The following is a 14,461-nucleotide window of genomic DNA, read 5'->3' as shown; positions in this document are numbered from 1 at the left end:
GGCTTCTTTCGTGTCCCAGCCCACCGGCGCGAACCAGTGTCCCGATACCTCAGACCGCCGGCCTGCCGCCCGTCGTGATCCGTACCGTCCACGCCCCGGTCGCGGTGCGCCCCTCCACCTCCACCTCCACCCGCACGGCCTCCCCCGGCGCCGTGAAGGTCTCGCCCACGCTCACCGGCGCGTCCGCGAGGGGCGGGTACACGGACTCCTCCCAGCAGGCCTCGGTGCGCGGGTGGGCGTCGAGGACCTCGATGGGGCCGCTGCCGGACTCGGCGCCACTGCGGATGCGGTAGACGAGAACGCCCTGGGTGCAGAGGGAACCGTCGTTGCCGACCGCACCCCGCGCCTCGATACCGAGCGCGCTGTCGGGACCGGTACGGACGACCGCCAGCTTCGTACCCCGGCCGGCACCGAAGGCCCGCACCCCGGCACCGGCGGCCACCCCACCGCCACTGCCGCCGCCACCACTGCCGCGATGCCCGGCCCCACCCCCACTCCGACCTTCCCCGCCCGCTCGCCCGACGGCCTCGTCGCTCCCGACCTCGCCGTTCTCGGCCTCCCCCGTCTCCCCCTCGTACGCCCCCCTCGGCCCCGCCCCCACCGCCTCCAGCGTCAACCGCGTGCTCCCCGTCCCCCGTACGCACGTCACCTGGCGCGGTTCCAGCCAGCCCAGTTTCCACTTGTGCCAGGCGAACAGGTCCGGGGCCAGGGCGAACTGGCTGCCCATGAGGTCCCAGTCGCCGACGTGGGTGTCCCAGTCACCCTTGCCGTCGACGGGGCGGTGGTAGAGGTCGGGGAGGTCGAAGACGTGGCCGGTCTCATGGGCGAGGACGAGACGGTCCGGGGGGTGCCGCTCGAACACGGTGACGACTCGGCGGAGGCCCGTGCCGTCGACCTCCAGCGGGGATTCGAGGTTGACCACCTTCGTCGCGTCCGAGTCGACACCGGGCGCGTGCGGGTCGGCGACGAAGTACACGATGTCGTAGCGGGAGAAGTCGACGTGCGGGTCGGCCGTGGCGAGCGCGTCCCTGAGGTAGGCGGCCCGGTGCGCCGCGTTCCAGTCACGTCGTATGGCGTACGCCGTCGAGGGCTGCGGCATCTCCAGCCACTCGCGGCGCGGATGCGGATGCAGCGCGAACTTGCCGTACGAGGCGCGTTCGAAGAAATCGCTGGTGGCCGGAAAGTGATCCGCGCTCAGCTCCGCCGGTGTGGTGAGAGGGGCCGCGTCCGGGAATGACAAGAATACGAGTACGGCGTCGAGGTCGCGGGTGGGGCGTGGATACGCGGAATTCCAGGTGTCGAGGCCCTCCGAGTGGTGTGCTTGCGTGCGCCGTAACGTGCACGGCTCCGACAGCGGTACGGCGGAGGGGGCCGCGATCAGGGAGGTCGCGGCGAGCGCGGTGAGGGAGGTGAGCATGGCCGCTGTACTGCGCAGACTGGGCGCCCGGTCGCCGAGGAGTTCCTTCCAGGGAAGCGGACGCTGCACGAAGACCTCCGGATGCGGATCTCGGGGACACCGCGTCCAGATTTTCGGAATTAGTAGTACTTTGCCCTGTTTGTCTGCACCAGAAGGGTGAGGAACGGGCGAAGAACGGGCGAGAAGGAGTCGGATGGCCAACCGATGACCGACACCCCGGGTACTCACGGAACGTCACAAGTGGTCGACGGAGCGGGGAAGCCGTTCAGCTCGGGGCAGAAACGATCTGTCAGATCAGGTCGTTGTTCAGGGAGACTGGAGAGTGGCTAGAAGGCCCTGGGGCCAGCCTCTATGATCGGCACACTTTCCTGCACGGACACGGCTTGAGCGCCCTTACGTACTTGGTTCGGCCGCTCCGACGAGACAAATGAGATCCGTACGAAAACGAGTGCATGCGGGAGCGAACGGTGAGCGGAACGTCCCAAGGGCCGGCGCCCGCGGCAGACCTCGTCCGGCCGGCGATTACAGACCGTCACGTCAATGCGTCAGTTCCGTCGTCGGGTCCGTCGCCGGGTCCGTCGTCGGGTCCGTCGTCGGGGGAGAGTCCCACGACGCCCGCCGCCTTCTCCCTCGCGCCGCTCGCCATGGCCGTCGTCGACCGGGACGGGCTGGTCGTCACCGCCAACGGGGCGATGGGGGCGCTGCTCGCGACGGGCGCGGAGCCGCTGGCCGGGCGGGTCGCCGCCGACCTGGTCGACCTCGCCTCGGACACCCGCACCTGGCACGCGTACCGAGAGGTACTGCGCGGCCGGCAGGCCCGGCTGCGCTGTACGCGTCGGCTGAAACAGCCGGACGGGACCTGGTTGTGGGTGCAGGTGTCGGTGGCGCCGCTGCCCGAGGAGGAGCGGGCGGTGCTCCTCTCGGTCGCCGACATCAGCGCCAACCGCCAGCTTCAGGCCAGGCTCCGCCACTTGCAGATGCACGACCCGGTGACCCGGCTCCCCAACCGCACCTTCTTCTTCGATCAGCTCTCCGTCGCCCTCGAACGGGAGGGGTACGACGAGGCCGGCACCGGCCGGATCGGCCTGGTCTATCTGGACCTGGACGGGTTCAAGGCGGTCAACGACACCCTCGGCCACCGCGTCGGCGACCGGCTTCTCACGGCCGTCGCCGAGCGGCTCACCCGGTGCGCCGACGAGGCCGCCCTCCTCCGCACGGCCGGTACGGCGGCCGGGGCGCCGCTGGTGGCCAGACTCGGGGGTGACGAGTTCGCGCTGCTCGTGGAGGACTCCACCGGCACGGAACAACTCGCCGACCTGGCCGACTCGGTCCTCAAGGCCCTGCAGGCGCCCTTCGACCTGGCCGGTCAGCGGCTGTCCGTCTCCGCCTCGATCGGGGTCGTCGAGCGGCAGTCGGGGAGCACGACGGCGACCGGGCTGATGCAGGCCGCCGACACGACGCTGTACTGGGCGAAGGCCGACGGCAAGGCCCGCTGGACGCTGTTCGACCCGGAGCGCAACGCCCACCGGATGACCCGTCAGGCCCTGTCGTCCACGCTGCGGGCGGCCGTCGGGCGGGGCGAGTTCGTGCTCGAGTACCAGCCGCTGGTGGGCATGGCGGAGGGCGAGGTGCGCGGGGTGGAGGCGCTGGTGCGCTGGCATCACCCGCAGTTCGGCCTGTTGACGCCGAATCGGTTCATCTCACTGGCCGAGGAGGACGGCTCGATCGTCCAGCTCGGGCGGTGGATTCTGGCCACCGCCTGTCGGCAGGCCCGCCGCTGGCAGATCGACCACCCCGACCGGGCGCCGATCTTCGTCAGTGTGAACGTGGCCGTCCGCCAGGTCTGGGACTCCGACCTGGTCGCCGACGTCGCCGAGATCCTCGCGGAGACCGGCCTCGCCCCGCATCTGCTCCAGCTGGAACTCACCGAGTCCGCGCTCATGGGCTCCGCCGGCCGCCCGCTCCAGGCCCTCAAGGCCCTCAGCGACATGGGCGTACGCATCGCCATCGACGACTTCGGCACCGGCTACTCCAACCTCGCGTACCTCAGTCGGCTGCCGGTGTCGGTGCTGAAGCTGGACGGGGCGTTCGTACGGGGGTTCCAGTACGAGAGCGGGGAGGAGAGCGGGGCCGCCGGGGACGACGGGCAGCCCAACCCCGCCGACGAGATCATCGTCGAGGCCCTCGTCCAGCTCGCCCACCGACTCGGACTGACCGTCACGGCGGAGGGCGTGGAGACCGACGCGCAGGCCTCCCGGCTGCGCCGGCTCGGCTGCGACACCGGGCAGGGGTGGCTGTACTCCCGCGCGGTGTCGCCGGAACGGATCGCGGAGCTGCTGGGGGCGGCTGCATGCCCTCAGGCCTGAGCAGACCTGAGCAGACCTGATCAGGTCTGAGAAACACCCCCGGCTCCCGGCAGGTCGTACGCGTCCGCGATCAGTTCGTACGAGCGCAGGCGCAGGTCGGCGCTGTGGGCGTGGGTGGTGAGCATCAGCTCGTCCGCGCCGGTGCGCTTCTGGAGGTCGTCGAGGCGGGTGCGGACCTCGTCGACGGTGCCGTGGATGACATCGGCGTTCCAGGAGTCGATGAAGTCCTGTTCGACCGCGCTGAATTCGTACGTCTCCGCCTCCTCCGGCGTCGGGACGAGACCGGGGCGGCCGGTGCGCAGGCGGACCATGTTGAGCGCGGCGGCCCTGACCTGGCGGCGGGCCTCCTTCTCCTCGTCCGCGGCGAGGGCGGAGACGCCGATGAGCGCGTACGGGGCGTCCAGGACCGGCGAGGGGCGGAACGACTCGCGGTACAGGTCGAGCGCCGGGATCGTGTTCCGCGCGGAGAAGTGGTGGGCGAAGGCGAAGGGGAGGCCGAGAGAGCCGGCCAGGCTGGCGCTGAAGCCGGAGGAGCCGAGCAGCCAGATCGGGGGGCGGTGCGGGGACTGGACTCCGCCGGGTGAGGTGCTCTGGATGGGGCCCGGGACCGCGTGAACACGGCGGTAGGGGTGGCCGTCGGGGAAGTCGTCGTCGAGGAAGCGGGTCAGCTCCGCGAGCTGCTCCGGGAAGTCGTCGGCGCCCTCGTGGAGGCGGGCTGAGCGGCGGAGGGCGGCGGCGGTGGCGCCGTCCGTGCCGGGGGCTCGGCCGAGGCCGAGGTCGACGCGGCCGGGGGCCATTGCTTCGAGCGTGCCGAACTGCTCCGCGATGACCAGGGGAGCGTGGTTGGGGAGCATCACGCCGCCCGATCCGAGGCGGATGCGGGTGGTGTGGGCGGCGAGGTGGGCGAGGATCACCGCGGGGGAGGACGAGGCGACGCCGGGCATGGAGTGGTGTTCCGCCACCCAGTAGCGGTGGTAGCCGCGGGCTTCTGCCTGGCCGGCGAGGGTGACGCTGGTGCGGAGGGCGTCTGTGGCTGTGCGGCCTGCGCCTACGGTGACCAGGTCGAGGACGGAGAGGGGGACCGGGGCGGTGCCCTTGGCTTCGCCTCGTATCTCGGCTGTGGTCACGGTGGGGCCTCCTGCGGGGCGTGCGGTGGTGGGTACGGCTCGGTGTAACAGGAGGGTGGCTCCGGTTATTCCCGCCCCCCGCCGCCCCTACCCGTCCCATCCTCAAGGGGCTGCGCCCCTTCGACCCCCGAGAGGGCCGGGCGGGTTCGTTGTCGGCTACAGGTCCGTCGTGGTTGCTCGCGCAGTTCCCCGCGCCCCCTGAGGACAGGGGCGCGGGACCTTTCCGGCTACTGCACCTGGACGATCGGCTCTCGCGTGAACAAGGTCCCCAGCTGTGGGGCGTTCACCCTCCTGTCCGCCAGCCTCAGGGCCTCCCAGACCGTGACCTGGTTGGCCGTGAGGATCGGTTTGCCCAGTTCCTTCTCCAGGGTGGGGATGTGGGAGGCGGTGTGGAGGGCGGTGTCCGGCAGCAGCAGGGCGTCCGCGTCCGGGTGGTCGGCCGACCGGGCCAGGGCGAGGGTTTCGTCCAGGCCCCAGGCGCCTACCTCCGCCGCCGTGATGATGCCGGCGCCTCGTACCGAGAGGACTTCCACGCCTGCCGCTGCCAGGAAGTCGACGAAGAGCTGGGCCACGTCGTCGGGGTAGGTCGCCGCCACCGCCACCTTCGTGGCTCCCACCTCGCGGGCCGCGTGGGCGAAGGCGAAGGACGTGGAGGAGGCGGGGAGACCCGCCGTGCGGGCGAGGGCGCGGATCTGGTCGTGGGCACCTTCGTAGCCGTAGACGAAACTGCCGCTGGTGCAGGCCCAGACGACGGCCTCCGCGCCGGACATGCGGAGGGCCGCGCAGCCGGCGGCCAGCCGTTCGGGGGCGCCCATCTCGCGCAGGGCGTCCACGCGGTGGGCGTCCACGCCGATGTCGGTGTGCACCACGTCCACCCGGATGTCGCTGCCGAGCAGTTGTTCTATGCGCGGATAGTCGTCCTCGGCGGAGTGGCCCGGGTAGAGGAAACCGAGTGCGGTCATGCCCAACCTTCCTGTTCTTCCGGCAGTACCGGCGGTGGCGGAACAGGTCCCGCACCGAACGGCTGCCTGGCCGACTCGTCGAGCAGAGCCTGGTACGGACCCACCGCCCGGGTACCCAGATGACGCAGTGCCGCCCACATCGTCACCTGGTTGGCCGAGAGAACGGGCATCCGCAGTTCCGCTTCCAGCTGGGGGATGACGTCGTACGTGGGGAGGTTGGTGCAGGAGATGAAGAGGGCGTCCGGCGCCGTCGTACGGACCGCGCGGCGGGCCATGGCGACCACGTCGTGGTACGGGACCTTCCAGATGTGCCGGACCAGGCCGAGCGAGGCGCGGCCGGTGACCAGGATGCCCGCCTCGGCGAGGTACTCCTCCAGGGACCGGGTGACCGAGACGGTGTACGGGGTGACCAGGGCGATGCGGTGCGCGTTCAGCTCGGCCAGGGCGGCGAGCATCGCGCCGGACGTGGTGACCGCGTGCGCGGCGCCCGCGCGGGTCATCGCCTCGCCCATCGCGCGCTCCCCCGCGACCCCGCCGACGAAGCTGCCGCTGGTGCAGGCGTAGGCCACGACCTCGGGCGCGACCTCGTTCAGGGCCCGTACCGCCTCGTGGAGCGTCTCGTGCTCGGAGACCAGCCGGGCCAGGTCGAGGCTCACCTCGACCGGGACGTACGGCGTCCGGGTGAGGTGGAGGGAGACGTCGTCCGGGACCCAGCGCCACAGCTCACGGTCGAGGGCGAAGTCGAACGGGGCGATGACACCGACGCCGCGCTGGGGACGGGGTCCACCGAGGAAGGAGACGTTCATGACAGCCACCGGCCTCACGGAGAGAGATGTGCGGACGACAGACCGTGCGCAAGTCCGTGTTGACGAAGGTAGGTTCGGGTGCGAGCGTGGTCAATCAGTGCATGTCACACGCATCTCGTGGGGCCGGTGAGCCGCTTCCGTCGGTGAGTAGAGCCGCTTCCGTTTGTGGGTACAGCCGCTTCCGTTCGTGATTGGTGTCTTACGCCTATGACCTCGTCGCAGCGCCCGAACCTCCTCGTCCTCGACGCTCAGCCGCGCCCCCGGCTCGGGCGGCTCACCGGGCGGGCCACGATCGAGTACGCCGACGCCTCGACGCTGGCCGAGCGGCTGCCGTACGCCGATGTGCTGCTGGTGTGGGACTTCGCGTCCCGCGCGGTGCGGGAGGCCTGGCCGGGCGGCGGGCCCCGGCCGCGCTGGGTGCATACGGCCAGCGCGGGCGTCGACCATCTGCTGTGCCCCGGGCTCGCCGCCGACGAGGACACGGTGGTGACGAACGCGCGCGGGGTGTTCGAGGCGCCGATCGCCGAGTACGTCGCCGCGCTCGTCCTCGCCATGGCCAAGGATCTGCCGCGCAGCTGGGAGTTGCAGGAGCGGCGGGAGTGGCGGCACCGGGAGGCGCTACGGGTGGCGGGCGGCCGGGTCTGTGTGGTGGGGTCCGGGCCGATCGGGCGGGCGATCGCGCGCCACCTCAAGGCCCTCGGCCTTCATACGGCCCTGGTCGGCCGGACCGCGCGGGCCGGCGTCCACGGTCCGGAGGAGCTGGACCGGCTGCTGGCCCGCGCCGACTGGGTGATCGCGGCCGCGCCGCTGACGGAGGCGACGTACGGCATGTTCGACGCCCGGCGTTTCGGGGTCATGCAGCCGTCCGCGCGGTTCGTGAATGTGGGGCGTGGGCAGCTCGTGGTGGAGGACGCGCTCGTCGAGGCGCTGCGAAAGCGGTGGATCGCGGGGGCGGCGCTGGATGTCTTCGAGCGCGAGCCGCTGGGCCCGGACGATCCGCTGTGGGACGTGCCCGGGCTGATCGTCTCTCCCCACATGAGCGGGGACACGGTGGGGTGGCGGGACGAACTCGGCGCCCAGTTCGTGGAGTTGTTCGAGCTGTGGGAGGCGGGAAAGCCGCTGCCCAACGTGGTCGACAAGCAGCGCGGGTACGTGCCCGGGCATTGAACTCCCCTGGGAGGGGCCGTATGTCGGAGCCGACGCGACTGACACGACTGACCGAGCTGTCCGCCGTACGACTGGTCGAGGGGTATCGCAAGGGCGAGTTCAGTCCCGTGGAAGTGGCGCGGGCGGCCCTGGAACGGGCCGAGCGCGTACAGCCGGACGTGAACGCGTTCGTGCGTATCGACGCCGGGACGGCCCTGGCGCAGGCGCGGGAGTCGGAGGGGCGCTGGCGGCGCGGGGAGCCGGCCGGGGCGGTGGACGGGGTGCCGGTCACGGTGAAGGACATCCTGCTGATGCGGGGCGGGCCGACCCTGAAGGGCTCCAGGACCATCTCCGAGAAGGGGAGTTGGGACGAGGACGCGCCGTCCGTGGCCCGGCTGCGGGAGCAGGGGGCCGTATTCCTGGGGAAGACCACGACGCCCGAGTTCGGGTGGAAGGGCGTCACCGACTCGCCGCTGAGCGGGGTGACGCGGAATCCGTACGACCTCTCGCGTACGGCCGGGGGGTCCAGCGGGGGCGCCGCGGCGGCCGTCGCGCTCGGGGCGGGGCCGCTGGCGCTGGGCACGGACGGGGGTGGCAGTGTGCGTATCCCGGCCGCATTCTGCGGCGTGTTCGGGCTGAAGCCGACGTACGGGCGGGTGCCGCTGTATCCCGCGAGCGCCTTCGGCACACTCGCGCACGTGGGGCCGCTGACGCGGGACGCGGCGGATGCCGCGCTGATGCTGGACGTCATCTCCGGGCCCGACGCGCGGGACTGGTCGGGGCTCGGGCCGGCGTCCGGGTCCTTCGTGGACGCGCTCGCCGGTGGGGTGCGGGGGCTGCGGGTGGCGTACTCGGCGTCGCTCGGCGGGCAGGTCGCCGTACAGCCGGGCGTCGCCCTCGCGGTGCGGCGGGCCGTGGAGGGGCTCGCCGGGCTGGGGGCGTACGTCAGCGAGGCCGACCCCGACTTCTCCGATCCCGTCGAGGCGTTCCACACGCTGTGGTTCAGCGGGGCGGCGCGGGTGACGCAGCGGCTCGGGCCGCATCAGCGGGAGGTACTGGATCCCGGGTTGCGGGAGATCCGGGAGGTCGGGGCGCGGTTGTCCGCGCTGGACTATCTGGCCGCGGTGGGTGTGCGGATGGATCTCGGGCGGCGGATGGGGGCGTTCCACGAGCGGTACGACGTTCTTGTCACGCCCGCGTTGCCGGTGACCGCCTTCGAGGCGGGGGTGGAGGTGCCGCGGGGGGCCGGGTATCGGCGGTGGACCGGGTGGACGCCCTTCACGTATCCCTTCAACCTGACGCAGCAGCCTGCAGCGAGTGTTCCCGTGGGGGTGGACGGGGACGGGCTGCCGGTGGGGCTTCAGGTGGTGGCGGCCCGGCATCGGGATGATCTGGTGCTGCGGGTGGGGCATGCGTTGTACGAGGCGGGGGTCGCGGGGGTGGCTCCGGCCCGCCTTTGATCGCCCCCGCCGCCCCTACCCGTCCCATCCCAGGGGCTGCCGCCCCTTCGACCCGAGGGGGTGCGTCGTCGAGTTCGGGTCCGGTGGGGGCTGGTCGCGCAGTTCCCCTCGCCCTGAAAAGCAGGGGCTGCGCCCCGTGCTTTTCGGCCCGCAGGGGCCGTGTCTTTCAGGGGCGCGGGGAACTGCGCGAGAAGCCCCCACCGGATCCGCATCCGCCCATGAACCCCACCCACCCGAGCTCTCCGGCGTGCGGGGGCATCAGGCTCGCCTGAACGACAGCGTCTCCCCCAGCGCGCCTGCCCGCCACAGGTCGTTGCACGCGTCCGCCATCTCCTCCAGGCCCTCGATCACCTGGCCCCAGACGATGCCCGGCACCCAGCCGACGTCGCCGTTCAGCAGCAGGTTGTTGCGTTCGTAGAAGAGGGCCAGGTCCACGAGGGTCGTGCCTGGGCGGACCTCGTCGTCGTAGCCGTACGCGTTCGTGGCCAGTTCCGTGCCGGCGAAGGAGAAGTAGCAGAGGTCGCCCGGGATGGGCGTGACGGTGGGGTTCTCCAGGGGTGGCTCGTGGGGGGCGAAGGGTGGGAAGAGGGCGTAGATCTCGTTGCGGGCGTATTTGGCGTGGTAGACGTCGCCGGAGAGGGGCAGGGCGTCCCACACGGCGGCGCAGGTGAGCGGCGCGCGGTCGTCGAGGAGTTTCGCCCGGCACACGACCTGGCGCTTGAGCAGGGAGATCTCGATGTAGCGGTCGGTCATGTCTTCCATGGTGCCGCCGGGGTCAAGGGTGCCTCCCGGGGCTTGGCCCGCCTGGCCGGGTGTGTGCAGGGGGCGTGAAGGCCTCCGCAGTGGCGTGAATACATCGCATCGGGCCGGGTAGCCGCGCGGCCATGGCTCCAGCAACAGAGACCTCCGGGAGAACCGGGAAGACACGCGACCCCAGCCGCCGGGCGCTGCTCGTCGGCGCCTCCGCGCTCGCAACGGCCGGCGCGCTGGGCGCCGCCGGGTGCAGCCGGGTGGCCACCGCCTCCAGTACGGACGGGGGTGAACTGCTGGACCGGCTGCGGGCGCAGGGCGTCGTACGGCTGGGTATCGCGGGAGAGATCCCGTTCGGCTACATCGACACGGATGGTGAGCTGACCGGCGAGGGGCCGGAAGTGGCCGGGGTCGTCTTCAAGCGGCTGGGGGTGGGGCGGGTTCAGCCCGTGCCGACGGAGTTCGGATCGCTCATACCTGGGCTGAACTCCCAGCAGTTCGATGTCGTGTCCGCCGGGATGTACATCAATCCCGAGCGCTGCGCGGAGGTCATCTTCTCCGAGCCCGACCATCAGATGCTGGACGCGTTCGTGGTCCGGAAGGGCAATCCGAAGGGGTTGAACGACTACGCGGATGTGATCCGCGCCAAGGCGAGGTTCGCCACGGGGTCGGGGTACGCGCAGATCGCGCATGCCGTCGAGGCCGGGTACCCGGAGAGCGACATCGTCATCGTGCCCGACCAGGTGGCCGGGATGAACGCCGTGGAGGCGGGGCGGGTCGACGTGTTCGCGGGGACGTCGCTGACCACCCGTGAGGTGGTCAGGAAGTCCCGCACGACGGAGGCGACCAAGGCGTTCGCCGCGCTCGTCGACGGGAAGCCGCGGGTGGACGGCGCGGGCTTCGCGTTCCGGCCGGCCGAGACGCGGCTGCGGGACGCCTTCAACGTGGAGCTGCGGAAGATGAAGGAGAGCGGCGAACTGCTGCGCGTCCTGCGGCCCTTCGGCTTCACCAAGGTCGAGATGACCGACCTGACCACGAAGGAGCTCTGCCGCGCATGACACCGGGACTCTGGGAACTCGTACTGCGCGGTGTCTGGGTCACTCTTCAACTGCTGGTCTTCGGCGCGCTGCTGGCCACGGCCGTCTCCTTCGTGGTGGGGGTCGCGCGCACCCACCGGCAGTGGATCGTCCGCTTCGTCGCGGGCCTCTACACCGAGGTGTTCCGCGGCACCTCCGCGCTGATCATGATCTTCTGGGTGTACTTCGTGCTGCCGCTGGCCTTCGGCTGGCAGCTCGTCCCGATGTGGGCGGGCGTCCTCGCGCTCGGGCTGACGTACGGGGCGTACGGCGCCGAGATCGTGCGCGGCGCCCTGACCGCCGTGGACCCGGCGCAGCGCGAGGGCGGTATCGCACTGAGCTTCACCCCGTGGCAGCGGATGCGGCTGATCCTGCTGCCGCAGGCGGTCCCGGAGATGATCCCTCCCTTCGCCAACCTGGTCGTCGAACTGCTCAAGGGCACGGCGTTGGTGTCGGTCATGGGCATGGGCGACCTGGCGTTCAGCGGCAGCCTGGTGCGGCTGGCGCTGCAGGAGAGCGTGGAGATCTACGCGTATCTCCTGCTCATCTACTTCGTGATCGCCTTCCTGCTCACCCGGGCCATGCGGGTGCTGGAGCGGCGGCTGAAGGCCGGGGTCGGCAGGGCCCCGGCGAGGAAGGCGGCTGTGCCGCCGGCGCGCGTCCCCGAGGGCGCGGGCGCGGGAGGTGGTGCCTGATGAACTGGGACTGGAACGCGGTCACCGACTTCCTGCCGCACTTTTGGGACGGCCTGCTGGTCACCCTGCAGGCGCTGGCCCTGGGCTCGGTCGTCTCCTTCGCGCTCGGACTGGTGTGGGCGCTGCTGGTGCGGACGCCGACCCGGTGGGTGAGCTGGCCGGTGGGGGTCGTCACGGAGTTCATCCGGAACACTCCCCTGCTCGTCCAGTTGTTCTTCCTCTTCTATGTGCTGCCGGAGTGGGGCCTGACCTTCTCGGCGCTGACCACGGGCGTCTTCGCGATCGGGCTGCACTACTCGACGTACACGATGCAGGTCTACCGCGCCGGCATCGAGGCGGTGCCCGCGGGCCAGTGGGAGGCGGCCACGGCGCTGAACCTGCCGATGCGGCGCACGTGGACGGTGGTGATCCTGCCGCAGGCGGTCCGCCGGGTGGTGCCCGCGCTGGGCAACTACGTGATCTCGATGCTCAAGGACACACCGATCCTGATGGTGATCACGGTTCCGGAGATGTTGAGCGAGGCCCGGCTCTACGCCCAGGAGACCTTCCGTTTCACCGAGCCCCTGACCGTCATCGGGGTGGCCTTCATCCTCATCTCCTATCTGGCCTCCCTCCTTCTGCGAACCCTGGAGCAACGTCTTGTCCGCTGACACCCCTCTGATGAAAGAACCCGATTCCCAGACCGGTTCCGGCGCCCCCGTCGACCGTTCCGCGGACAGCGCCGAGCTGATCCGCTTCGAGAACGTGACCAAGCGATTCGGCAGCAACACGGTCCTCGACCGGCTGGACTTCTCGGTCGACGCCGGCAAGCACGTCACGCTGATCGGCCCGTCCGGCTCCGGCAAGACGACGATCCTGCGGCTGCTGATGACCCTGACCAAGCCCGACGAGGGCAAGATCACCGTCGGTGGGCAGCAACTGTTCCCGGCGAGCGACAAGCAGTGCCGTGAGGTCCGCAAGAACATCGGGATGGTGTTCCAGCAGTTCAACCTCTTCCCGAACATGAAGGTGCTGCGGAACATCACCGAGGCGCCCGTCAACGTCCTCGGGCTCTCCAAGGACGAGGCCGAGGCGCGCGCACGCGAGCTGCTCGACATGGTGGGGCTCGCCGACAAGTGCGACTCCTACCCGAGCCAGCTGTCCGGCGGGCAGCAGCAGCGGGTGGCCATCGCCCGGGCGCTGGCGATGCGCCCGCAGGTGCTGCTCCTCGACGAGGTGACGTCCGCGCTCGACCCCGAGCTGGTCGCGGGCGTACTCGACCTGCTCAGGGACATCGCCCGCACCACCGACATCACGATGCTCTGTGTGACCCACGAGATGAACTTCGCCCGGGACATCTCGGACCAAGTTCTGATGTTCGATTCTGGCCAGGTCATCGAGTCGGGCAGCCCCGAGAAGATCTTCGGCGATCCGTCGCACGAACGAACGCGCGAGTTCCTCGGTGCGGTCATCTGACTACGCCAAGCGAAAGGGCGAACGCGTGGGAACATGCGAGGTCCACCCGCCGGGCCATGCCTTTGGCATATGCCAGAGTGCTGGTCCGGCAGCTGGGAGGCTCGCAGGTACCGGGATTTTCTCGCGAACAACCCCTCCACGTAGAGCTCTTGGGCCGTATCGTGGGACACGGCAAGCTGTCCGAAAAGACGGCCCGAGAAGCGCAGGGGGAAACCGTGGCGCTCAAGCACGAGCCGACCGCGCCGTACCACTCGGCCCAGGACGCCCTCCGCGTCCTGGAGACGGTGGCGCGGCACGCAGGTGGCGTCACCGACGCCGAGATCGCCCGTCGCACCGGCGTCGACAGCGAGCGGTTGACCGCGCTCCTGCGGATGCTGCGTCGCGAGGGATATGTGGAGCAGACCACCGACAGCGCCTACGTCACCGGTGTCGCACTCGCCCGGCTGAGCTCCGCCCAGGGTCATGACCAGGCCCTGCGCGAGCAGCTCCAGCACACCCTCGACGAGCTGCGCGACTCGGTGGGCGCCGCCGTCTATGTCACCCGATACGTGGACGGCGAGATCCACGTCACCGGCTGGGCCGACAGCCCGGCCACGCCCGCGGTCCACGAGTGGGTCGACTTCCGCTCCTCCGCCCATGCCACCGCGTTCGGCAAGGGCCTGCTGGCCCAGCTCGACCTCAACGGCCGGCGCGACCACCTCTCGCGCCATCGCCCCGCCCGGCTCACCGCCCGCACGATCACCAACGAGAAGGTGCTGCTGAGCAAGCTCGACGCCCAGACACCCACGGTCCCGGTCCTCGACCTCCAGGAGTACGCGCCGGGCACGGTCTGCGCGGCCGTCCCCATCACCGCGGGCTCCGCCGTCGGCTGCCTCGCGCTGTCACTCCCGCTGGAGCACGCGCACCGGCTGCGCGCGGCGGCGAACACACTGAACCGGGGAGCCGCGCCCGTACTGCTCTCCATGGCGATCTAGACATCAGGGGTCCGCCGGAGATCCAGCTCACGTTTAAGTGGTCGAGGGCACCCCTGCGGACCAGGTAGTATTTTCTTTGTCGCCAGCCGCCGAAGGCGGAAGGACGACAGAGTCTGCGCCGCTAGCTCAGTTGGTTAGAGCAGCTGACTCTTAATCAGCGGGTCCGGGGTTCGAGTCCCTGGCGGCGCACAATGACGATGGCGAGGCGTGTTCGCAAACAGTGCGAA

Annotated in this window: 13 protein-coding genes and 1 tRNA gene; 9 read left to right on the top strand and 5 right to left on the bottom strand. The window is 70.7% G+C overall.

What is annotated here, in order from left to right; genetic code table 11:
• Window positions 1-49 precede the first annotated feature (49 nt).
• On the bottom strand, window positions 50-1,486 hold the full coding sequence (locus tag ACFU53_RS40905; protein ID WP_384004612.1) for a M6 family metalloprotease domain-containing protein: 1,437 nt from the start codon (window positions 1,484-1,486) through the stop codon (window positions 50-52).
• Between the two features lie 383 nt (window positions 1,487-1,869).
• Here ACFU53_RS40905 and ACFU53_RS40900 point away from each other — a divergent pair, with 383 nt between their 5' ends.
• The gene (locus ACFU53_RS40900; protein ID WP_384004610.1) at window positions 1,870-3,783 is read left to right on the top strand and encodes a putative bifunctional diguanylate cyclase/phosphodiesterase; all 1,914 of its coding nucleotides are present in this window, start codon (window positions 1,870-1,872) and stop codon (window positions 3,781-3,783) included.
• A gap of 20 nt (window positions 3,784-3,803) precedes the next feature.
• On the opposite strand, the gene ACFU53_RS40895 is transcribed toward ACFU53_RS40900, so the two are convergent.
• The 3 genes from ACFU53_RS40895 to ACFU53_RS40885 form a co-directional block, all read right to left on the bottom strand.
• Window positions 3,804-4,910, bottom strand: coding sequence for an LLM class flavin-dependent oxidoreductase (locus ACFU53_RS40895; RefSeq protein ID WP_384004608.1), 1,107 nt, complete (start codon window positions 4,908-4,910; stop codon window positions 3,804-3,806).
• 227 nt (window positions 4,911-5,137) lie between these two features.
• Window positions 5,138-5,872 (bottom strand): decarboxylase, encoded by a 735-nt coding sequence (locus ACFU53_RS40890; protein ID WP_384004606.1) that lies wholly within the window; start codon window positions 5,870-5,872, stop codon window positions 5,138-5,140.
• Entirely contained in the window at window positions 5,869-6,678 is an 810-nt protein-coding gene (locus ACFU53_RS40885) for a decarboxylase (RefSeq protein ID WP_384004604.1), read from the bottom strand. Before ACFU53_RS40885 ends, ACFU53_RS40890 begins: the two co-directional genes overlap by 4 nt.
• Before the next feature lie 207 nt (window positions 6,679-6,885).
• Here ACFU53_RS40885 and ACFU53_RS40880 point away from each other — a divergent pair, with 207 nt between their 5' ends.
• Together ACFU53_RS40880 and ACFU53_RS40875 are read left to right on the top strand one after the other, a co-directional pair.
• The gene (locus ACFU53_RS40880) at window positions 6,886-7,845 is read left to right on the top strand and encodes a D-2-hydroxyacid dehydrogenase (RefSeq protein ID WP_384004602.1); all 960 of its coding nucleotides are present in this window, start codon (window positions 6,886-6,888) and stop codon (window positions 7,843-7,845) included.
• A 20-nt stretch (window positions 7,846-7,865) separates the two neighbouring features.
• Window positions 7,866-9,284, top strand: coding sequence for an amidase (locus ACFU53_RS40875; protein ID WP_384004600.1), 1,419 nt, complete (start codon window positions 7,866-7,868; stop codon window positions 9,282-9,284).
• Window positions 9,285-9,542: 258 nt separating this feature from the next.
• Here ACFU53_RS40875 and ACFU53_RS40870 read toward each other — a convergent pair whose 3' ends face one another.
• On the bottom strand, window positions 9,543-10,037 hold the full coding sequence (locus tag ACFU53_RS40870; protein ID WP_384004598.1) for a DUF3830 family protein: 495 nt from the start codon (window positions 10,035-10,037) through the stop codon (window positions 9,543-9,545).
• A 131-nt stretch (window positions 10,038-10,168) separates the two neighbouring features.
• Between ACFU53_RS40870 and ehuB the strand changes: the two genes are divergently transcribed.
• From ehuB to ACFU53_RS40840, 6 genes are all read left to right on the top strand, one after another.
• Complete coding sequence (ehuB, locus tag ACFU53_RS40865) at window positions 10,169-11,092, top strand: ectoine/hydroxyectoine ABC transporter substrate-binding protein EhuB (protein WP_384004596.1); 924 nt, start codon at window positions 10,169-10,171, stop codon at window positions 11,090-11,092.
• The gene (gene ehuC, locus ACFU53_RS40860) at window positions 11,089-11,805 is read left to right on the top strand and encodes an ectoine/hydroxyectoine ABC transporter permease subunit EhuC (protein WP_384004594.1); all 717 of its coding nucleotides are present in this window, start codon (window positions 11,089-11,091) and stop codon (window positions 11,803-11,805) included. The genes ehuB and ehuC overlap by 4 nt, the downstream gene beginning before the upstream one ends.
• Window positions 11,805-12,455: an ectoine/hydroxyectoine ABC transporter permease subunit EhuD gene (gene ehuD / locus ACFU53_RS40855; protein ID WP_384004592.1), complete on the top strand. Its 651-nt coding sequence runs from the start codon at window positions 11,805-11,807 to the stop codon at window positions 12,453-12,455. Before ehuC ends, ehuD begins: the two co-directional genes overlap by 1 nt.
• Before the next feature lie 10 nt (window positions 12,456-12,465).
• Complete coding sequence (gene ehuA, locus ACFU53_RS40850) at window positions 12,466-13,260, top strand: ectoine/hydroxyectoine ABC transporter ATP-binding protein EhuA (protein ID WP_384004590.1); 795 nt, start codon at window positions 12,466-12,468, stop codon at window positions 13,258-13,260.
• Between the two features lie 215 nt (window positions 13,261-13,475).
• Window positions 13,476-14,234: an IclR family transcriptional regulator gene (locus tag ACFU53_RS40845; RefSeq protein ID WP_384004588.1), complete on the top strand. Its 759-nt coding sequence runs from the start codon at window positions 13,476-13,478 to the stop codon at window positions 14,232-14,234.
• 115 nt (window positions 14,235-14,349) lie between these two features.
• Window positions 14,350-14,423, top strand: a tRNA-Lys gene (locus tag ACFU53_RS40840).
• The last annotated feature ends 38 nt before the right edge of the window (window positions 14,424-14,461 follow it).

The sequence above is a fragment of the Streptomyces sp. NPDC057474 genome (assembly GCF_042802555.1).
GTDB lineage: Bacteria > Actinomycetota > Actinomycetes > Streptomycetales > Streptomycetaceae > Streptomyces.
The sequence above is the reverse complement of the archived record's forward strand: the minus strand, read 5'-3'. Positions and strand labels throughout refer to the sequence as shown.